A 20,557-nucleotide genomic window follows, 5' to 3' on the forward strand; every position below is an offset into this window, starting at 1 on the left:
AACTTGAAGCATTTTTCCTATCTGTCTTCTGAAGAAAAGAAAAAACTTTTCTATCAAGAGCCAATAACCTTTTCCAAAGATATCACAAAAGAACAATTGGCTTACGCATTAGGTGCTACTCTATACACACCTGGTACAAAGGATACAATCGCAGTGGATATTGCCGCGAAAAAGCACGAAGGTGCTACATCAATCGTACTTTGTTTAGAAGATTCCATTAGTGATGGAGATGTGAAACTTGCCGAGCAAAATGTCGTCATACAAATGCAACTACTGGCTCATATGATTGATGCAAACAGGCTTCTTCCATCAGACGTGCCACTTCTCTTTATCCGGATTCGTGAACCGAAACAGATGCGTTCACTCATTCATGAACTAGGTAGCGCCGTTCATTGTATGAGCGGTTTTGTCTTTCCTAAATTCACACCTGCGAACGGAATGTCTTACATTCATGAACTACAGGATATAAACGAAACATATTCACTTTCACTTTACGGGATGCCTATTTTAGAGTCTCCTGAAATTATTTATAAAGAAACTCGTATTGATACGTTACTAGCAATTAAAGCAATCCTAGATTCTTATCGCGCTTTCATTTTGAACGTACGAATTGGTGCCACCGACTTTTCTGGCATATTTGGCATTCGCCGAAATAAAGATACGACAATCTATGATATTGCTGTTATTCGTGATTGTATTTCTGATATTATTAATATTTTTTCTAGAAAGGCAGATGAATACGTTATATCTGGTCCTGTGTGGGAGTACTTCGGAAACAGGCAGCGCGTACTAAAACCACAGCTTCGGCAAACACCGTTCCGTAAATCATTCGGAAGCGCTGGAGTAACAATGCGTGAGGAAATGCTTCATCGTTATGAGGACGGGCTCATTCATGAAGTATTGCTCGATCAAGCAAATGGATTAATTGGAAAAACGGTCATTCATCCTTCTCACATTAAACTCGTACAAGCCTTGCACGTTGTAACACTAGAAGATTATTTAGATGCAAAAGCTGTTTTTGAAGCTGCTCAGACGTATAACGGCGTTATGAAAAGCAGCTTTTCTAACAAAATGAATGAAGTGAAGCCACATTATAATTGGGCGCGTAAAACACTTCTGAAATCTAATATTTATGGGGTGCTACATGAACAACAAACTTTCTTCGATCTCCTTACCGAAAAGTCAAAACAAAACGTACACGTACCACATTTTAAATAAAATAACAGTTCATATAGATGTGCTACATAATCCATATTTGTTATTACCAGATCAACTATTTCAAATGGCCGCAAGAATGAATAAGAGGCGCGGCTTTTTATTTGTGAGTACCATTTTAGGAAAACATCTTCCTGTTCTACCTGCAATCTCTTTAGCTGGAGGCTGTGCTCTTGCTGCAAGATATATGGAAGTGCTACATCGTACAAATCATCCATATCAAAAAGAAATTCTTAACCTGATTTCTTCTAAAGACAGTACCAATAATGAGCTAGAGGCAATTCTCCAGTATCAATTCCCTCTAGAAAAAGAAGTATTATTTATCGGATTTGCAGAAACAGCTACCGCATTAGGCCACTCGATGTTTCAATGTTTTCAAAATGCAAAATATGTTCATACAACAAGGGAGATGATCTCACAAATCGATCCTATCATTACATTCGAAGAGGAACATTCTCACGCGACATCACATCGTTGCTATGTGGACAAAAGCTATTTTCAAAATGAACAGCCCATCGTCCTTGTGGATGATGAAATGACAACAGGAAAAACCGCACTTAATATCATTCGATCTATTCAAGAAAAGTTTCCAAGAAAAGAATATATTATTGCTTCTTTATTAGATTGGCGCTCAGATGCGCATCAAAAACAATTTACAGAACTCGAGCAAGAACTTGATATTACGATTCATGTGATTTCTCTATTAAGCGGTTCAATCGACGTAATTGGTAGTCCTGTTACTACTTCTTCTTCACATGATGAGACAGTTTATAAATCAATAGAGTCTAAGATAGAAAAACATATGATTTCATGTCCTATTTTACCTTATACATCTATAAACCATGATGTCAGTTACATAAACTACACAGGACGTTTTGGCATTTCATCCGATGATCAAAAGTGTATCCACTCTTTTGCTAAAAAGATTGGTCATGATTTAAGGAAAAATCGAAAAGGTCAACAGACACTCTGCTTAGGAACTGGCGAGTTTATGTATCTTCCAATGCGAATCGCAGCTGAAATGGGAGAAAACATTTCCTATCAATCAACAACACGAAGTCCTATTCATCCTTACGCGGGTGATGTACAATACGCTATTCATAGTCGTTTTTCCTATGAAAGCCCTGAAGATAAAGTAGTTACAAGTTATTTTTATAATATCCAGCCTGGGGACTACGATGAAGTCTTTCTTTTTATAGAGCGTGATTTACAGGAAGATGCTTTCCATCCCCTTCTTACACAATTACAAACAGTTATTCCACTCATTCATATCGTTTCATTTAAAGGTTTAGTAGAAAGTGAGGGTGAAGAAATATGACCGAGCCCAAAACATTACAGCTTATCGGTAGTTATGCGAAAGAGGATGCTATTTTTCTATTAAAAGATATTAGTGATGTCATAGAAGAAAGCGTAACAGAAGAAAGAGAACGAGCAATTCAATCGGGCACACATTACTCTGAAATGCTTCCAATTGAATATAAACCATCTAAACCTTATATGGATTTATTTTTTGCTTCACTCGAGCAATACAAACGTAAACTAGCCATTGCAGCCGGTGTAGTAGCCGAGCAAATTATAAAAACGAAAGGAAAGAAGCTTATTCTTGTTTCACTAGCGAGGGCCGGTACACCAATAGGTGTTTTAATAAAACGATACATTCGCTATCAATATAATCTTGACTTGCCGCATTATTGTATTTCCATTATTCGTGGCCGCGGCATCGATGAAAATGCCCTTCATTATATTTTGAAGCACCATCCAAATCAAACCATTCAGTTCATTGATGGCTGGACTGGAAAAGGTGCGATAAAAAAAGAACTACGCCAATCTGTGTATACATTTAACGAAAAGAATCATGAATATATTTCAGACTGCATGGCAGTTCTTGCTGATCCGGGCCATTGTACTTCTATATATGGAACACGAGAAGATTTTCTCATTCCAAGCGCTTGTTTAAACGCGACCGTATCAGGGTTAATCAGCCGCACTGTTTTAAATGAAACTTATATTGGTCCAAATGATTTCCACGGCGCCAAATATTATCGAGAACTAGAAACAGAAGATTTATCTAACTTCTTTATTGAAAAAATCACAGCGTTATTCCCTTCCATTAGCGCTGACGTAACAACGCAACTAGAACACATTATTGCTACCTATACAGAACCATCTTGGCAAGGTATGCAAGACATCGCCTCTATTCAAAAGCATTTTGGAATAGAAAATATAAACTTAATTAAACCAGGAGTTGGAGAAACAACGCGTGTTTTACTAAGACGAGTACCATGGAAAATTTTAATCCAGGGCGAAAACAATCCAGATTTAAAGCACATTTTACTTTTAGCAAAAGAAAAAAATGTGCCAGTAGAAATCTATAAAGATATGACGTATTCGTGCTGCGGCATAATTAAACCTCTAAGGAGGACGTCTTCATGATTTTTGCAAGCGATCTTGATCAAACGCTCATTTATTCTCGGAAATCATTTCGAGCTAACATAGAAGACGAACATATTAAGCTCATCGAGACTTTAGATGGGAAAGAGATTTCTTTTATCACACACAAAACGATTTCTTTATTAAAACAACTACAATTACAAGCACAATTCATCCCAGTTACAACTCGAACGATTGAACAGTTTCAACGTATTACACTATTTCAAACAGAAGTCATTCCGGAATATGCGATTACAAGCAATGGCGGTAATATCCTTCATAACGGTAAGCTAGATGACACTTGGGAAAACATACAAACGGAGCGATTAGTAGCATGCATGGAAAAAGAAGATGTTCTAACAGAATTTCAAAATATTTCTCATGAAGAATGGGTCATTTCACAAAAAACAGCTGATGATTTATTTCACTACTGCATCATTAAGCGTGACAATATTCCATACGACGAATTACAATCATTCACCACTTGGCTCGATAAACAAGGATGGACTCATTCATTGCAAGGCAGAAAATTATATTTTGTGCCAAAGCCTGTGAACAAATGGGATGCCGTTCAGTATGTACAAGAAAAACTTCAGGAAAAAACCGTAATTACTGCTGGAGATTCCTTACTTGATCTATGCATGTTAGAAAGGGCGAATCATGCAATCGCACCTCTTCATGGTGAACTTGAAACAAAACAGGGGAGTTTATTACCCCATATTGTAAGAACAAATGAAATTGGTATATATGCAGCGGAGGAAATTGTAAGTAAAGCACTTCAAATGGTCCATAGTTCTCTTCCTACTGCGTAATCTATACATACTTCAAGAACCGGCATCTTTGTTACATGATAAAAAAAGGAGCGATTATACTTGAGTACAATTACTTTAAGAAAAGAAGCAGTACGCGTTGTATTAGAGAAAAAGAAATTAACAGGCGTTGTCGCAAAAGTTGCGCTCGTATTAGACATTTCTGGGTCTATGCGAACACTTTATAAAAACGGTACTGTCCAAGAAGTTGTTGAACGTGTTCTTGCTGTAGCAAGTCAATTCGATGATGATGGTTCATTAGATATTTGGGTGTACGATAATGAGTTTTCAAGATTACCAGCCGTTACCGAAAAAGATTTTGCTGGTTATGTTGAAAAACATATTTTAAATAACACTTCCATTCATAAATTTGGCCGAAATGATGAGCCACAAGTAATGGAAGATATCATAAAAAAATATACGATTGAAGAAAAAAGCACAGAGCCTGCCTTTGTTATTTTTATTAACGATGGAGGCTGTAAAAAAGGAATTCAAAAACCGGTTGTATTCTCTTCTAACCAACCGATTTTTTGGCAGTTTGTTGGAATTGGAAACGGCAAATTCGACGTTCTTAGAAAGCTTGACGAAATGGAAGGGCGTTTCATTGATAACGCAAACTTCTTCTACATTCGCGATATCGAAAAAACAACAGATGAAACGTTGTATAACAATTTGTTGAATGAACTTCCGATGTGGATAAAAGAAGCGAAGGAGAAAAAGGTGATACTTTGAAAATAGGAGAAAAGATACGCCAAATCCGGATACATCGCGAAATGACACAAGGGGAATTAGTAAATGAAATTTGTTCTATTCCATATTTAAGTCGAGTTGAAAATGGAACGGCAAAACCTTCTCATTCTTTTTTAGAGAAGGTTTCAGCCAAACTGGATATTAGTGTGGATTATCTCACAGAGCAAAGTAAAACTGACTTTGAGGCAGATATAATAGCGATTACGATAAACTATAAAGAGAATAACAAATTGACTGAAAGTGAAATTTCTTTTTTAGAGTTACATACTCGGGAAATGCATCCACTCCCAATTCTTTTACATATTTTTGGTGTACTACTCCATTATTACGCTCGTACTAGTTCACCCAAAAAAGGTGATTCCATTTATCAACAAGCAATAAATTTAATACCTAATCAGCCTAATCAAATGTTTGCTGAAGACTTTTCCTATTATTACATAGCATGTGGTAATTATTTTTATATGAAACAAGATTTTATTAAAACAAATGAATACTACGAGCAGGCAAATCAATTATTAACTACGGAAGAAAACTTACAAAGAGCTAATTTATACTATAATATGAGCCTAGTTAAACAACGTCTCATTAAAAACCAAAGTGTGAGCCGGAAATATTCAAAAAAAGCATATGAAATATATAGCAAGTTAAATAACAAAGTTTTCATATCAGATACGCTTATTACAATTGCTGTACAATATCATCTCGATGAAAGATACGAAGAATCCTTACAATACTTAAAAGAAGCTGAACAATATGTAAAAGAACTTCACGATCCTGCTATGTATTTTGCAATGATTTATTACAATTACGGAAGAGTATATCAAGGGTTAGAAGAATTCGATACAGCAATTCAACACTTCAAGCATTCCTTGAAAATAAATATAGCAATTAATCAGCAAGAGTCAAATATTTACGCATTGCGAAGCCTTATTGAAATTTACTTACATTTAAAAGAATGGGAGCAAATCAATAAAGTCATGCCGGAAGCCATCAAAATCTTAGAAACTTACGATATGCCTTCTGTTTATATCGAAATTTATACATATAAAGCGCATCTCTATAAGCTTCAAGGTGACCATCAGGGCTACGAGAAAGAAATGCAGAGAATTATTGATTTTGGAATGGGTAACAGACAATATATACAGGTTAAAAAGCTAGCTACTGAATTAGGAGATCATTTTTATGAATTACGTGCTTATAAATTAGGAGCAAAATATTTTAAAATCGCCTTACAATGCGACCTTGATATAGAAGATTTTCAAACTAATTTCTAAAATGACATTTCCCCTCTTTGCACACAATCAAAGAGGGCGAAAATTGTAATTAAAAAACAAAACTCTTCTGTTTTATCCTCTGTGAACAATTCTCTTCTCTAGGAGCGATTTCTATCGTAATTAGCCCATAATAGTAGGCCCGAATTCCAATTTCTACACGATGATGAATGTTCCATTTTTCTTTAATAGAAGCTATTATCTCCCCTACCCTTCTCCGGCTAATATACAACGTTTGAGCAATTTCTTTATCCTTCATTCCGTTTGAGACGAGAATGGCTACTTCTTTTTCTTTTGCACTTAATCTGACACTCATTTTTTCATTCTCCTTCCTCTACTCCTATCGATTTACAATCCATTGACATAAAAAAACGGGAGATAGATTGTTCTCATATAATAAAACATCTTCCTTAACAGCAATTTCAAAAGAACATGTTAACTCACCATGGATATCCAAAAATTTCTTTATTCTCTTAATCATATACAGAAGCATTTTTTCTACCTCTTTATCTAATAATCGCTCAAGTCTACTATGCTGGATTGTATAGCCGATTGCTAATGTTGCAACCTCATTTTGAAGACGATCAACATCACAAATATACATGAACTCATCACAAACAAAATTCATTGTATATATCCCTGGAACATAAATACTTTGAACTGCTACAGGGTTAGAAATAATAAGAACGGGAACAACAGGAGAATTGGTTAAATCGATTTCTTTAAATGCTTCATACAACAACTGAGCCAAAATATTAATATGGACATTCAATACCTTTCCATCACCTTTATCATGCAATGAAAAAAGTTTGTCCGAAATAATACGCTGATACAATCTAACCGTCTGTTCGTTTCTAATGAATAATTCGTTATGAATCATGAATGGATCACCTCCACTTTCAAGTCCTTACTATTACTTTATAACGTGGAGTTAGTTAATTTATAGTAGTTAAAAATACTGAAAAAACAGAAGTAATTTTTATTATTTCATAGAACGATTTAACCAAACTCACAAAAAAAAACCGCTATAAAAGCGGTCTTTCTTACGCTGATAATTCCTTGAGCGTATCACTTAGTTTAAATTTTCTTAACTGGGATGAAGCAATCATTGCTGCACTTGTTCCGAGTATAACGCTCGCTGCAGCCAGTAATAAAACTTGATTGTATGGAATCGTAATAACGGTTAGTTCTAAACTCGTTAAGACAATATAGCTAAAAATCACACCGCCTCCAATTCCTATACATCCAGCTATTGCACCGAGTAATGTACCTTCTAGCCATACAATTCTTCGCATTTGCCCAGGAATTGCTCCTACTGCACGAATCATACTTATTTCAGCGCGTCTTTCATGTAAACTTGCCACAATCGCATTCATTAAGCCAATACCCGAAATAACAAAAATAATTACAACCAATAAACGAATGAGCATAACCATTTGAGATAACAATTGTTCTTGCTCTTTTAATAAATCGGTACTATTTATAACCTCTATATTATCTTTACCATTTGTTATCTTTGTTACTTTCTTCTTAATTGTTTCAAAAGGTACCTTAGAGTCTGTCATAATTTGAATCGATTCATATCCTTTTACATGAAACATATTTCGCGCCCATTGTTCATTTACGAAGACATAAGTACTTTGCATTCTCAAGTTTTTCTCGATAATAGAAACGACTTTAATAGACTGTTTTTGCTTCCCTTTCCCTTGCACTTCAAGCGTATCATGTAGCTTAATCCCTAAATTTTTTGCTGTTTCTTTTGTAATTACTCCTTCTCCATCTTTTAATGGAGTACTCAAGTTTTGACCAGAAATAACTTTCATCTTGGTCACCTTTTGAAACGCTGTAATATCAGTACCCACAACTTCCATCGCATCATAATTATATTTATTTTTCTTCATAAATTCGTACCATTCTTGATTTGCTTCTTTAAAGTCATAATTTACAAGTTTAGATGTGGAATCAGAGGCTGCTCCGACAATTTCTTTTACCCCTTCAACGTCTTGTATCTTTCCTAGCCAATTAAATGGGATATTTTCAATTCCTTGTGACTCCATTGGAACACGAATGACTAAATCTGCTGGTAAATTCTTTTGTAATCCTTGCTTCATTCCTTCGTACATCGCATTCACATACATCGTTCCAACTAGCGATAACATAAATCCAAATGCTAGAATTGCGACTGAAACAGCTGCCTTTTTACGATAACGAATGACATTTCGGCTACTAATTGTTGTCTCAATGCGAAATATCGTTTGAAATGGTTTAGCGATAACTGACGTAATCACACGAATCAACAATGGGATTGTAAACAATAAACCAATTGCAAATAAAATTGCTCCAATCGCACTTAGATTAAAGCCAGTATATTTTTCAACAACTGTTCCACTTAAACCAATTACGATACCTGCCATTAAAACAATAAGACTAAAGATACTCCATTTCCGTTCTTTCTTTTGATTGCTCGGAAGTCCTGGTCTTAAAGCTTGAACTGGTGGTATTTTTCTTACCATAAATGCCGGTATGGCTGCACCTATTACAGACATGATAATCCCTAGTAAAAATGTAATGAATAAAATCTCAAATGAAATAGAAAATGATTCTTGCCCTGTACTTTCTACATTCACCCACTTGTTAATAAAAGAAGCTGCGAGCTGATGTGTGCTAGCACCAAGTACAACTCCTACTAACGAACCAATCGTTCCAATACATAATGCTTCTAATAAAACAATGAAAATGACTTGATTTGGATTACTACCAATCGCACGTAATAAAGCCCATTGTTTAAAGCGACTTCTTACAGATAAGAAGAAGCTTCCCATAATCAAAAGCGCTACAACAAATAAAGCAATTCCGCCTAAACTAAAGACTAATGGCTTCATCACATTTAATCTTTCTAATGCTTTATCTACATATGTACGCTGATCTATTTTAATATTTTCAAGTTTCTCATTCGCATCACTAGCGATCATTCTTTTTATATTCGCATCAGATGTTTTCACTTGAACAAGGTTAAATTGACCTTGTAAGTTTAATTCCTTTTGCATCCAAGCAATCGGAAAATATGCGCTATGTCCCATTGCTGCCATCAATGGTGGATTCAAAATCCCTACAACTCTCACATTTTTTTCACCATGCGGTGGAAAAGGCAGACGAATCATATCTCCTACTTTTATATTTTCTCGATCTGTATACCCTTTCGTAAGTGCTACTTCCGCCCCTTCTTTCGGATATCGCCCTTCTGTAATTTTATAAGAACGCATATCGGGAGAATCTTGTTCCACGCCCCAATACGATGGTTTGCCAGAAAGCTCTTTATAATTTGGTAACGGATAAGGGATAAGTACTTTTGATATTTTTTCCGCACTTTCAAGACCGTTCAGTTCTTTTAATTTTTTATCTTTTAAATACACATCATTTTTAATATAACCAAGTTGCAAATCATAATCACCATAACGACTCACAACCTGCTCTTTAACACTTTGTTCTACAGACTGATTTCCTAGTAGTAACATTGTTGCTAACATAACGCCTAAAGCAGCCCCAAGAGCGATTAACATGTTCCTTAGCCAATTCTGCCTAATAGACTTGGCCGCATATTTAATTATCCAAGACATCGCTCTTATCACCTACCTTAAAGTGCCGATTCATAATCTCTTGAATGTGCGTAACTTGCTGCGGAATATGCCGGAATTTCCATCCTTTACTTTCGGCATGTTCATGAATTACTTCACCATCTAGTAAGAAAACAACTTTATCTGCATGAGCGGCTACAAACGGGTCATGCGTGACAACAACTGCCGTTTGCCCCAATTCATCACAAGCATTACGAAGAGCCGCAATGATATTTTTGCTATTTTCAGAATCCAACGCTCCTGTCGGTTCATCTGCTAATATAATAGCTGGTTCATTGGCAAATGCTCTCGCAATGGCAACCCTTTGCTGCTGGCCACCTGATAATTGCGATGGTAAGTACTGTTCTTTCCCTTTTAAACCAACAAGCTCTAATAAACGCTTTGCCGCTGTTGTCGCCTTCTTCTGCGGGACATTATCTAACAGTAACGGTAATCCCACATTTTCTTCCGCATTAAATACTGGTATTAAATTAAACTGCTGAAAAATAAAACCTATTTTATGCCTCCGAAACAACGCGAGTTCTTTTTCTTTTAATGATGAAATTTCAGTACCATCTACTCGAATGCTTCCCGTCGTCGGAATATCTAATCCTCCAAGCAACTGTAAAAGAGTGGTTTTCCCCGACCCACTCGCTCCCATAATACAAACGAAATCACCTTTTTGGATTTGGAGATTAATCCTCTTTAATATCTTTACCTTACTATCACCAATATCAAATGATTTTTCTACCCCTTCAATTTCAATGATATTCATTTTTTATACCCCTTTTTTTCATTTAATTATCTTTATATTAAATATATATTCTGCTGCGAAACCAATCTTCCTATCACACTTTACTTGTATTGTAATATAAATATATTTTGAAACACACTTCGCAAAATAGCACATCTCACATTTTCTAATAAGAATTTGAATTTCTTGACTTTACCCACAATCTGTAACAACAATAATTACAAAAGGATTTTATTTTAAAATCAACAAAAACTATCAACATATCCACAAATAAGAGGAATAAACATGAAACATCTAATCGTTTATGCACACCCAAATCCACAAAGCTTCAATCATGCGATTTTAGAGACTGTAAAAGATGAACTTGAAGAAAAAGGTCATGAAGTACGTGTTCGCGATTTATATGAACTAAATTTCAATCCAGTATTAGCAGCTTCTGATTTTGTTTCCTTTTCTCAAGGAAATACACCAGCTGATATTAAAGAAGAACAAGAACATATCACTTGGGCTGATAACATCACATTTATTTATCCAGTGTCGTGGGCAGGTCTTCCAGCAATCTTAAAAGGATATGTTGATCGTGTATTTAGCCACGGCTTTGCGTACGCTTATGGTGAAAATGGAATTGAAACGTTACTAAGCAGTAAAAAAAGATTGCTACTATCCACAATGGGAAATACAAAAGAAGCTTATACAGCAAGCGGTATGTTTGATGCAATGAAGAAAACAACTGATGCTGGAATCTTTGAATTTACAGGAATTGAAACGTTAGAGCACACATTCTATACGAGTGTCCCTTCTGTGGATGACGGCGCGAGAAAACAATATCTTGAAGAAGTAGAAGAAGTAGTGAATCGTTTATTAGGGTAAGATGAAACTTCCATCAGTGAGGTTAACGCAGAGTGACATGCTGATTTAATTTTCTCAATAACGGATATGACTGAACATGGTAAAATAGCAAATAGGATGAGAGTCCTAATACATATGTGGTTTTCAAGTCAAAAAAAGACACTCGAAAGGGTGTCTTTTTAACATCCGCATATAGCTAGTACAAACAAAACGAATAGAATAATTACTATGGATATTCCAAAATTGAATGTAATCGTATGATCCATATCCCTTCCCCTTCTCGCAAATCCATTTATAAAAAATATTATTAAAGTAAAAAAGACACTCAAGTGAGTGTTTTTCAGCAGCTAAATCCACCTTCCCAACAGCTGTATAATCCCTACTTTAGTAAGTGCTCAAAACAGTAAGCTGTGGATATTTTGACGGATTTACATTACTGTATGTTGATTAACGATGAGTGAGCAGGTCTTTTTCTATAATTTAAACAATGAATGTAATTTTAATATACACTTACGCCCATCCCTACTTAAATCGAATTACAGCCTTCATTCAGAAAAAAACAAGCAATCTAAAAGATTGCCTGTTCACTATTACATCTTCTCAATCCACTCTGTCAAGTTATGCACAACTTGTGTTGGCTGCACGTCATACTCTGTTAACTTCTCCACAGTTGTGACTCCAGTGTGGACAAGAAGTGTATGCATACCAGCATTTATCCCCGCTAAAATGTCAGTATCATAGTTATCCCCAACCATTAGCGCTTCTTCTTTCGCCATGCCAAGTACTTTTAGTGCTTGTTCCATAATAATGGATTCTGGTTTTCCGATAAAGATTGGCTCTACACCTGTTGATACTGTAACAACAGATGTTAAGGAACCGTTTCCAGGTAATAAACCACGCTCAGTTGGAATGGCAATATCTCCATTTGTTGAAATAAATGTCGCACCATTACGTACTGCAAGACATGCTTTCGCTAGCTTTTCATATGTAATTTCGCGATCTAATCCAACAACGACGAAGTCAGGGTTTTCATCCACAAGCTTGAATCCTTTTTCTACAAGTGCGTCATGTAATCCTTCTTCACCAATCATATACACAGACGCATCTTGTTTACGCTCATAAATAAAGTTTGCTGTTGCCATGCTTGTTGTAAATACTTTCTCTGGTTTAGCTGGAATATCGAAACGAACAAGCTTTTCTGCCACTTGCTCTGGTTTACGCGTTGAGTTATTCGTTACAAACAAATAGGGAATGCCGCGCTCCTGTAGTGCTTTTACAAAGTCGCTTGCTTCTTCAATTTGTTCTTCACCGCGATACATTGTACCATCTAAGTCGATTAAATAGCCTTTATACATCCATCTGTCTCTCCTTTTTGTCTAGCGTTCATACCCTTCTTATATTAACCGCTTTTTCCAAAGAAAAAAACGCTTTGTCTAAAAGCGTCCCATAACGTTCATTTTTTCTCTTGTATGTGATACGAACAGTGACAGTCACCATTGCACATATTTGATAACACTTTCACATTTTCATCAGAAAACAACCGCTTATACATGTTTTCTTCCTCCAAACAAAGCTGTGGATATTTTTCAGCAACAGCCTTTAATGGACAATTTTGTTTTTGTAATATGTACGAGTTTTCTCCCTCTTGCTTCACTTGTACCATATATCCCTTTTTCTCTTGGATAACAGCAACTTCCCGAAGCTTCTGCCATACATTATCTTGTCTGCTGATTCGCTTTTGTAATTGCTCCTCCATCCGATTCGTTCTCGCTTTTAAAATAGCATTAACAAGTGTTTCATCACCGATTGACTCTAAATCCTCTAACACTTCTAAAGCAAATTGCTTATAATCTTTCGGAAACGAATCTTCTCCTTTTTGACTTAGGTCGTATACATATGTTGGCCTTCCCACATGTTGACGCACCATTTTCGACTGAATAATTTTTTCTTTCTCAAGCTTACTTAAATGACGACGTACTGCCATCTCCGTAATCTCTAAAGATTCAGCTAACGATGCAACTGTTTGTTCACCATTTATTTTTAAAAGCTGTACAATTTCTTCCTTCGTTGTACGTGCTTCCTCCATTTCTCATCCTTCTCCCTTTTGAGCCGTTCCCCTAGACAAAAAAGACCCCCAAAAAGGTTAATGGGGATCTTATCCATGCGCTTATTCTGCTACAAATGCAGATACAGGCCCTAATTCCTTTTCTAAGTAACGGCGAATATTCGCAGGGTATTTTTGTACCACGGCAATTTGTTTTTGAATCGTTGTATATAATTCTTCATGGTTCATTTGAATATAATCTTGCATAAGCATTTTCCGAAGAACAATCACTTCTTTTATCCCTTTTCCTTCTTCCTCACTTATGACTTTTTCGTCCATTAAAATATCAATAATATCTTCATAACTCCCTGGATCACGCATAATAAATCCATCAATCATTGCATTTCCAACATCTAGTATGCAATCAATGATGAGATGCGACATACGCTCTAATGCGTAATATTCAAAATCCGTTTCATATTCTTGCTTCTCTTGAAATGTATCTACTACTTGTTCTAAACATGCTAACATTTGCTCTATTTTTTTTCTGTCTACAAAGTACATGAATGTCACCTACCTGGAAATTAAAGCATTTACATTTTAATTGTAACCGTTTCTTCTGAAAAAATCGACAATTTTTCGAATTCACCTTTCACGCGTTATTTGTTATAGTTATAACTGTATGATTTTTGAAATTGGAGGAATGTCACCTTGGAACGTGAACTCGCATTAGAAATTGTCCGTGTAACAGAAGCAGCAGCCTTAGCATCCGCACAATGGATGGGCCGCGGAAAGAAAAACGAAGCAGATGATGCAGCAACTACCGCTATGCGTGATATGTTTGATTCAGTAAACATGGCAGGTACTGTTGTAATTGGTGAAGGAGAACTTGATGAAGCACCAATGTTATATATTGGTGAAGAACTAGGAACAGGTAACGGTCCAGAAGTAGATATCGCCGTTGATCCATTAGAAGGGACAAACATCGTTGCAAAAGGTCTTGCAAATGCAATGGCAGTTATTGCAGTCGCAGATAAAGGAAACCTTCTTCATGCTCCGGATATGTACATGGAAAAAATCGCGGTTGGTCCAAAAGCAGCTGGTAAGATTAGCTTAGATGATCCAATTGAAAAAACAATTGAAATTGTAGCAGAAGCAAACAATAAGAAAATTCGTGACCTAACGGTTATCATCCAAGAACGTGAACGTCATCAAGATATTATTGACCGTATTCGCGCAAAAGGTGCACGTGTAAAACTATTCGGTGATGGAGATGTTGGTGCGTCAATCGCAACAGCTCTTCCAGGAACAGGTATTGACTTATTCGTTGGTATTGGCGGCGCTCCAGAAGGCGTTATCTCTGCAGCGGCACTAAAATGTCTTGAAGGCGAAATGCAAGCACGCTTAGTTCCAATGAACGAAGAAGAAGAAGCACGTTGCCGTAAAATGGGATTAGAAGACCCTCGTCAACTTCTTATGTTAGATGACTTAGTATCTGGTGACGACGCAATCTTCTCAGCAACAGGCGTATCTGCTGGCGAGTTATTAGATGGTGTGAAATTCCTTGGCGGAGATTTAGCAGAAACATATTCTATCGTTATGCGCTACAAAACAAGAACAGTACGCTTTATTAAAACACATCACCATTTAGATCATAAGCCTCACTTAAACTTAGATATTTAAAAAAGGAGCCTGTGTAGTATGGAAGAACGTTTCTTTCTTTACGACGATACAGTCGATACAAAAACGCGTTTCGTTAGCTTTATGGGAGAAAATGAGCGCCACGATTTAGCGCTTTTATATTCCGATCGCCATTACGGTAAAACAATTGTCCTTGATATGCAGCGTAATAAATTTGCAATCATCGGCACTGACGATTTAAACGAACCTGGCTACTTAGAGCACGCTTTTTCTGTCTCTGAAGAGATTGCAGAAGAACTTCGCTCATTCTTATTTGAACTTATATAATATTATGGCACCAGCTACCTTGATAGCTGGTGTTTTTTATACATAACGACGTTTTGAATTTTCAATCTTTTATGTTATACTTATGAACAAATCTATTTGGAAGAAAGGACGTCTACTACGTATGCCAACATTTACTTTGTAATGGATCAGCAATTGAATAGCATTACTCTCAAAAAAGCTATGTGCTTTGTCAAGGGAGTAGTCTGTTCATTTCCCATTACAAAGGAACGTAGCACATCTGTAGTATGATGTTTTACGGAGGTTCCTCTTAAGGGAGAACCTCCTTTTATTTTTGCCTATTTCTTTCCCATTCATACTGCAAGACATCCAAATAGCTGTCTTACGTTCCTTTACCATCAAACGAGGTGAAGGAAAATGCAGAAAGTACAACTTTCTTGGAATTTATATGAAAATGAATTTGAAACGATAGTCGAAAAGCATTGTAAAAATTGCGGGCATACCACCCTTTTTATTGATACGAACATTCGTAGGCATAACGCAAACGGAAAAAATATTTACCGCTTTGCCATTTATAAATGCCCGAAAGGACATACGTGGAACAAGAAACTTCACATTTATAAGTCTTTTTCTGATCATGTCGAAACGATCGATGTGTTTCAAAAAGAACAAGGTGAGATGATCACTACTATCTCGATTATGCAATATAAAGAAGCTGGCACTACAGAATTAGCCATTGTATTAGAAACAGTTTTTGGCTCTCATCGCATGGATAAAGCACTCGCTACGTATATTTCAGATTGGAGCCGCACCGCGATTGTAGACAGAATAAAAAACGGACACATTCAGTTGAATGGACAGAAGATGAAACCACATACAACGCTTTCTGAAGGTGATCTTATTTCAATTTGCTTGTAAAGGGGACACATATGCTAAAAATAACAAAAGGTACACTTAACCTATTAGATGAGTTAGATGATATGTATGAGCAGTGTAAAACGGACCTACTCCAAAAACAAATTTACCAATGGGATGACTCTTATCCGACGCGAGAAACAATTTCCTACCACTTAGAAAATAATGAACTCTATTGTCTATGTAAAGATGATTCAATCGTTGGTGCCGTCATTTTGAATGAATGGCAGTCCCCAGAGTATACGCTTATTGACTGGTCAAAAACGGAAGGACGTTTTCTCATTGTCCACTCTTTTGTCATCCATCCAGTCGCACAAGGAAAAGGATATAGTAAAGAACTATTATCCTTTTGGGAAAATGAAGCACAGCAAAAGAACTATACCGGGATACGCTTAGATGCTTTCACAGGTAATCCTGTTTCCTTACGTTTATACGAAACAAATAATTATATATGCCGGGGCGCTGTTTATTTTCCAAGTAAACCAAAGCCCTATAATTGGTATAACTGCTATGAAAAAATACTTGATTAAAAAAAAGAATTCCTCTTACGCCTATCGTAAGAGGAATTCTTTTTACTTCTTCACTTTTCGTAATACAAAGTGTGCACAACCAAAATTACAGTACTCGTATAAGTACTCCGATAATGTACTAATTTTCGTATCATATGTCGCACGTTGGTTACTATCATCAAAAAAACCGCGCAATCTGAGTTGTTCGTATCCCCAGTCACCAACGATATAATCATATTTATTTAAAATTTCTGCATAGCGCTCTTTAAATGCTTCTTCACGAAAACCGTTACGATAGTCTTTAATTACTTCGTATTGAACATTATTAATGCTCATTGTAGCATGTATCTCCTGCTTTTGCTCCATCATTAACTTCCTTTCTAAGCATTCTTCTTTTTATCGTATCACAAAGCCTAACAACCAACAATTTCAAATACAAAAAATTGAAAAGTAGTAAATGCTATGGAGAAGGAGGTGATACATCTTGAAAAAACAAATGATACTCTCTCTTCTCACGCTCTCTTTATTTGTAGGTTGCTACTCGACAAATAAAGCTGAAATGGAACATGAAAAAGGCAGCCGCGTTCTTGTCTCCAATAAAAACGACATGTATCATACAGAAAATACAAATACAAAGCTTACAAGAGTCGGATACTCCTCTAAACAAAAACATGAAGTATCTAACAAACAAGTGGGTGCCATTAACCGCGAGAAGGTGGCTGAAATGATTACAAGTATGACAGTAAATCTTCCAGATGTCACAAATGCTGCTACACTTGTGACCGATGACGAAGTATTTGTTGTATACAAAGCAAAAACAAACGATCCTGCTCTTGTAACAGATCAAGTATATAAAACGGCTTTATCCATCGTTCCTCGCTATTATAAAGCATATGTATCAACAGACCAAAAATTGATCACGCAAATTCAAGGTCTGCAATCTGGTACATTAAACAATAAAGAATATGAACAAAGCCTTGATATGCTAAAACGTGAAATGGGGAAAAATCCGCATTTGAATAATACGCAGAATCAAACATTAAATGACATGCTTAAAAAATAAAAAAGATGGCGGCTGCCCACTTGAGACAGCCCCATCTTTTTTATTTTTTACGGTTATCTGCGTATACCGCCATTGCATCGCACATAAACTGTGCTAAACCTTCTCCAAATTGGTCAATATTTTTTGTAAAACGTTCATCATCTACATACATTTGACCTAATCCTTTGAATGTCTCTAATGAATATTGACCGAAGTTTTGCAAGTAATCGTACCATTCTTGGATTGCTTCTTGTGCTTCTTTAGAATCAGGCGCGCCATTTCGAAGTGTAGCCAGCTTTCTATAAATGCCATTAAACTCTTCTTGCTTTTCTTTAGGCATGCCAGCTGCTGTCTTATTCGCTTTATCCATAGCTTCGTCTCCCCATCTCTCACGTGCTTCTTGCTCATATGGGTTTTGACTGAAATCAAATCCTTCAAATTTTTCTTTATTCGTCATTTGAATCTCTCCTTTTGTATGCTTAATTGTCTTATCAATTGTCGCAATCACCTTATCCAGTCTAGCTCGCTTCTCGAGCAGCATTTTCTTATGCAATTGAAGCGCTTCTTCCCGGTCAAATGAAGGACTCATGATAATTTCCTTAATCTTCTTTAAAGGGAAGCCAAGCTCTTTAAAAAATAAAATTTGCTGCAATGTCTCTAGATTTTCATTGGAATACAGACGATACCCTGACTCTGTCGTCTCGTCTGGGGTTAACAACCCAATTTCATCATAATGATGCAGTGTGCGCACACTAATACCAACTAAATCAGCTACTTCTTTTACCCTCATTGTCATTGTTTCGCCTCCCTTCATACATACAATAAAGTATTACGTAACGTGAGAGTCAATAAAAAATGATTATTAAATTATGTGTTTTTTATGACTAAAAACTCCTCCACTCCACATTCCCTTAAAATTCAGGCATAATATATATGTACATATATTAGAAAGCGGTGAAAAATATGGTTTCAAATGCTGTAATTACCAGTATGATTATGCAACTAGCGATTTCGGTTCTAGTTCCAATTATCGTACTTGTTTATTTTCGAAAAAAATATCATATAAACTGGAAAGTTGTTGGTGTTGGGGTTCTTATCTTTATTGGATTTTCACAAATTCTCGAAACACCTTTTCACGTATTTATGCTGGGCAATCCTACAACATCGGAAATATTGAAAAACCCATTTCTTTATGCCATCTATGGTGGACTTACTGCCGCTATCTTTGAAGAAGCAGGTCGATTCATAGCCTTCTTCTATTTACTTAAGAAATATCAAGAATATAAAGATGGTTTAGCATATGGAATTGGACACGGAGGGATTGAATCTATTTCAATTGGGGCTCTAGCTAGTCTTCAAACTCTATACTTTGCTATTTCAATCAATAATGGAAGTTTTTCAAAACTTATTGAAAAGGCCCCTCAGCTCAGTCAAGTACAAGATTTATTACTTAGCACTCCTTCCTATCTCTACCTACTTGGTAGCTTAGAAAGAATCTTAGCTTTGGTCTTACAAATCGCCTTCTCAATGCTTGTATTATACGGCGTAAAACATAAGAAATATATTTTTGTTATATATGCCGGCTTGTTCCATGCATTTATAGACTTCTTTGCAGCTCTTTATCAAAAGCAAGTTATCAACATATTTGTTGCAGAAGGAATCACGCTTATTTTTACAATTTGCGCTTTCATTCTTATTCGTAAAATGAAAGACAAATTAACAATTGAATCCGAAAAAAGCTAAGTCCATGCGGCTTAGCTTTTTTTGTATAGAGGATTTTTTTCCTATTTGTCGAAGTATGTATGGTCAACTTAAAAAATGAGGGATGGATTTTGAAAAAACTTATCGTAGTACGTCACTGCTCAGCAACTGGACAAGAACGAGATGCAGCACTAACAATTGCAGGAGAAAAGCAAGCACACTTTCTTGCTGATTTTCTCATACAAAATAACCTGCAAATAGAGTCCATTATTTCAAGTCCTTTTACTCGAGCCATTCAATCCATTGCACCATTTGCATTACGAACCAATCTACCCGTAGGCGAAGATGAGCGCCTAGAGGAACGCATATTAAGCAATAATCCAATGGAAGATTGGCTACAAAAACTAGAATATACTTTTACAAATATAGATATTGCCTTTTTAGGCGGAGAGTCAACAAAACAAGCGATGGACCGCGTTGCATCGCTTATTCAAGATATTTTACAACAAGAACACCAAGTAACATTACTTGTTACACATGGAAATTTATTAACGCTCATTTTAAAGTACTTTGATAATCGGATTGGTTTTTTAGAATGGAAAAACTTAAGCAATCCTGATATTTACGAAATTACAATTGATGAACAAACGACAATCCACAGATTGTGGGGGAAGACCGTTGAAAATTGTTACACGAGATAATATTGAACAAGAACATATCTGCTGTGC

Annotated in this window: 23 protein-coding genes; 14 read left to right on the forward strand and 9 right to left on the reverse strand. The window is 36.1% G+C overall.

Features of this window, described 5'->3' with window-relative positions:
- The first annotated feature begins 3 nt into the window (after positions 1 to 3).
- Genes NSQ40_RS25135 through NSQ40_RS25160 form a run of 6 tightly spaced genes read left to right on the forward strand, consistent with a single transcriptional unit; the run spans position 4 to position 6,478 of the window.
- On the forward strand, positions 4 to 1,218 hold the full coding sequence (locus tag NSQ40_RS25135) for an HpcH/HpaI aldolase/citrate lyase family protein (RefSeq protein WP_003201524.1): 1,215 nt from the start codon (positions 4 to 6) through the stop codon (positions 1,216 to 1,218).
- The gene (locus NSQ40_RS25140) at positions 1,145 to 2,533 is read left to right on the forward strand and encodes a phosphoribosyltransferase family protein (RefSeq protein ID WP_041488597.1); all 1,389 of its coding nucleotides are present in this window, start codon (positions 1,145 to 1,147) and stop codon (positions 2,531 to 2,533) included. The genes NSQ40_RS25135 and NSQ40_RS25140 overlap by 74 nt, the downstream gene beginning before the upstream one ends.
- Entirely contained in the window at positions 2,530 to 3,648 is a 1,119-nt protein-coding gene (locus NSQ40_RS25145; protein WP_033796514.1) for a cysteine protease StiP family protein, read from the forward strand. The genes NSQ40_RS25140 and NSQ40_RS25145 overlap by 4 nt, the downstream gene beginning before the upstream one ends.
- Entirely contained in the window at positions 3,645 to 4,457 is an 813-nt protein-coding gene (locus NSQ40_RS25150; protein WP_018782862.1) for an HAD family hydrolase, read from the forward strand. Before NSQ40_RS25145 ends, NSQ40_RS25150 begins: the two co-directional genes overlap by 4 nt.
- Positions 4,458 to 4,517: 60 nt before the next feature.
- The gene (locus tag NSQ40_RS25155) at positions 4,518 to 5,186 is read left to right on the forward strand and encodes a vWA domain-containing protein (protein ID WP_003201514.1); all 669 of its coding nucleotides are present in this window, start codon (positions 4,518 to 4,520) and stop codon (positions 5,184 to 5,186) included.
- On the forward strand, positions 5,183 to 6,478 hold the full coding sequence (locus NSQ40_RS25160) for a helix-turn-helix transcriptional regulator (RefSeq protein WP_033797877.1): 1,296 nt from the start codon (positions 5,183 to 5,185) through the stop codon (positions 6,476 to 6,478). Before NSQ40_RS25155 ends, NSQ40_RS25160 begins: the two co-directional genes overlap by 4 nt.
- Positions 6,479 to 6,527: 49 nt before the next feature.
- Here NSQ40_RS25160 and NSQ40_RS25165 read toward each other — a convergent pair whose 3' ends face one another.
- The 4 genes from NSQ40_RS25165 to NSQ40_RS25180 form a co-directional block, all read right to left on the reverse strand.
- On the reverse strand, positions 6,528 to 6,791 hold the full coding sequence (locus tag NSQ40_RS25165; protein WP_003208890.1) for a response regulator transcription factor: 264 nt from the start codon (positions 6,789 to 6,791) through the stop codon (positions 6,528 to 6,530).
- Between the two features lie 24 nt (positions 6,792 to 6,815).
- Complete coding sequence (locus NSQ40_RS25170) at positions 6,816 to 7,355, reverse strand: hypothetical protein (protein WP_003208889.1); 540 nt, start codon at positions 7,353 to 7,355, stop codon at positions 6,816 to 6,818.
- 163 nt (positions 7,356 to 7,518) lie between these two features.
- A complete protein-coding gene (locus NSQ40_RS25175) occupies positions 7,519 to 10,092 on the reverse strand; it encodes an FtsX-like permease family protein (protein WP_098159240.1) in 2,574 nt (857 codons plus the stop codon).
- Positions 10,076 to 10,864, reverse strand: coding sequence for an ABC transporter ATP-binding protein (locus NSQ40_RS25180; protein ID WP_003201505.1), 789 nt, complete (start codon positions 10,862 to 10,864; stop codon positions 10,076 to 10,078). The genes NSQ40_RS25175 and NSQ40_RS25180 overlap by 17 nt, the downstream gene beginning before the upstream one ends.
- Positions 10,865 to 11,128: 264 nt before the next feature.
- On the opposite strand from NSQ40_RS25180, the gene NSQ40_RS25185 reads away from it, so the two are divergent.
- Positions 11,129 to 11,713, forward strand: coding sequence for an NAD(P)H-dependent oxidoreductase (locus tag NSQ40_RS25185; protein ID WP_098159241.1), 585 nt, complete (start codon positions 11,129 to 11,131; stop codon positions 11,711 to 11,713).
- Positions 11,714 to 12,282: 569 nt separating this feature from the next.
- Here NSQ40_RS25185 and NSQ40_RS25190 read toward each other — a convergent pair.
- The 3 genes from NSQ40_RS25190 to NSQ40_RS25200 all read right to left on the reverse strand — a co-directional run bounded on the left by NSQ40_RS25190 (position 12,283) and on the right by NSQ40_RS25200 (position 14,300).
- Positions 12,283 to 13,047: a TIGR01457 family HAD-type hydrolase gene (locus tag NSQ40_RS25190; RefSeq protein ID WP_098114382.1), complete on the reverse strand. Its 765-nt coding sequence runs from the start codon at positions 13,045 to 13,047 to the stop codon at positions 12,283 to 12,285.
- 98 nt (positions 13,048 to 13,145) lie between these two features.
- On the reverse strand, positions 13,146 to 13,778 hold the full coding sequence (locus NSQ40_RS25195) for a helix-turn-helix transcriptional regulator (protein ID WP_003208884.1): 633 nt from the start codon (positions 13,776 to 13,778) through the stop codon (positions 13,146 to 13,148).
- An 81-nt stretch (positions 13,779 to 13,859) separates the two neighbouring features.
- Entirely contained in the window at positions 13,860 to 14,300 is a 441-nt protein-coding gene (locus NSQ40_RS25200; RefSeq protein ID WP_003201498.1) for a DUF86 domain-containing protein, read from the reverse strand.
- Positions 14,301 to 14,447: 147 nt separating this feature from the next.
- On the opposite strand from NSQ40_RS25200, the gene glpX reads away from it, so the two are divergent.
- From glpX to NSQ40_RS25220, 4 genes are all read left to right on the forward strand, one after another.
- Positions 14,448 to 15,419, forward strand: a complete 972-nt coding sequence (glpX, locus tag NSQ40_RS25205) for a class II fructose-bisphosphatase (protein WP_003201496.1) — start codon at positions 14,448 to 14,450, stop codon at positions 15,417 to 15,419.
- 18 nt (positions 15,420 to 15,437) lie between these two features.
- A complete protein-coding gene (locus tag NSQ40_RS25210; protein WP_003208880.1) occupies positions 15,438 to 15,704 on the forward strand; it encodes a DUF3055 domain-containing protein in 267 nt (88 codons plus the stop codon).
- Between the two features lie 375 nt (positions 15,705 to 16,079).
- Entirely contained in the window at positions 16,080 to 16,580 is a 501-nt protein-coding gene (locus tag NSQ40_RS25215) for a S4 domain-containing protein (RefSeq protein ID WP_098159243.1), read from the forward strand.
- 11 nt (positions 16,581 to 16,591) lie between these two features.
- Positions 16,592 to 17,107: a GNAT family N-acetyltransferase gene (locus tag NSQ40_RS25220; RefSeq protein WP_018767370.1), complete on the forward strand. Its 516-nt coding sequence runs from the start codon at positions 16,592 to 16,594 to the stop codon at positions 17,105 to 17,107.
- Positions 17,108 to 17,149: 42 nt separating this feature from the next.
- On the opposite strand, the gene NSQ40_RS25225 is transcribed toward NSQ40_RS25220, so the two are convergent.
- A complete protein-coding gene (locus NSQ40_RS25225) occupies positions 17,150 to 17,422 on the reverse strand; it encodes a YutD family protein (RefSeq protein ID WP_371393953.1) in 273 nt (90 codons plus the stop codon).
- Positions 17,423 to 17,570: 148 nt separating this feature from the next.
- On the opposite strand from NSQ40_RS25225, the gene NSQ40_RS25230 reads away from it, so the two are divergent.
- Positions 17,571 to 18,149 carry a YhcN/YlaJ family sporulation lipoprotein gene (locus NSQ40_RS25230; protein WP_016112382.1) on the forward strand — a complete coding sequence of 193 codons (579 nt, stop codon included), beginning with the start codon at positions 17,571 to 17,573 and terminating at the stop codon, positions 18,147 to 18,149.
- A 40-nt stretch (positions 18,150 to 18,189) separates the two neighbouring features.
- Here NSQ40_RS25230 and NSQ40_RS25235 read toward each other — a convergent pair whose 3' ends face one another.
- A complete protein-coding gene (locus tag NSQ40_RS25235; RefSeq protein ID WP_098159244.1) occupies positions 18,190 to 18,924 on the reverse strand; it encodes a MerR family transcriptional regulator in 735 nt (244 codons plus the stop codon).
- Between the two features lie 167 nt (positions 18,925 to 19,091).
- On the opposite strand from NSQ40_RS25235, the gene NSQ40_RS25240 reads away from it, so the two are divergent.
- Positions 19,092 to 19,871, forward strand: a complete 780-nt coding sequence (locus NSQ40_RS25240; protein WP_098114379.1) for a YhfC family intramembrane metalloprotease — start codon at positions 19,092 to 19,094, stop codon at positions 19,869 to 19,871.
- Positions 19,872 to 19,960: 89 nt separating this feature from the next.
- Entirely contained in the window at positions 19,961 to 20,530 is a 570-nt protein-coding gene (locus NSQ40_RS25245) for a histidine phosphatase family protein (protein WP_033797082.1), read from the forward strand.
- Positions 20,531 to 20,557: the final 27 nt, after the last annotated feature.

Source organism: Bacillus sp. FSL K6-6038 (assembly GCF_038050455.1).
Taxonomy (GTDB): Bacteria; Bacillota; Bacilli; order Bacillales; family Bacillaceae_G; genus Bacillus_A; species Bacillus_A pseudomycoides.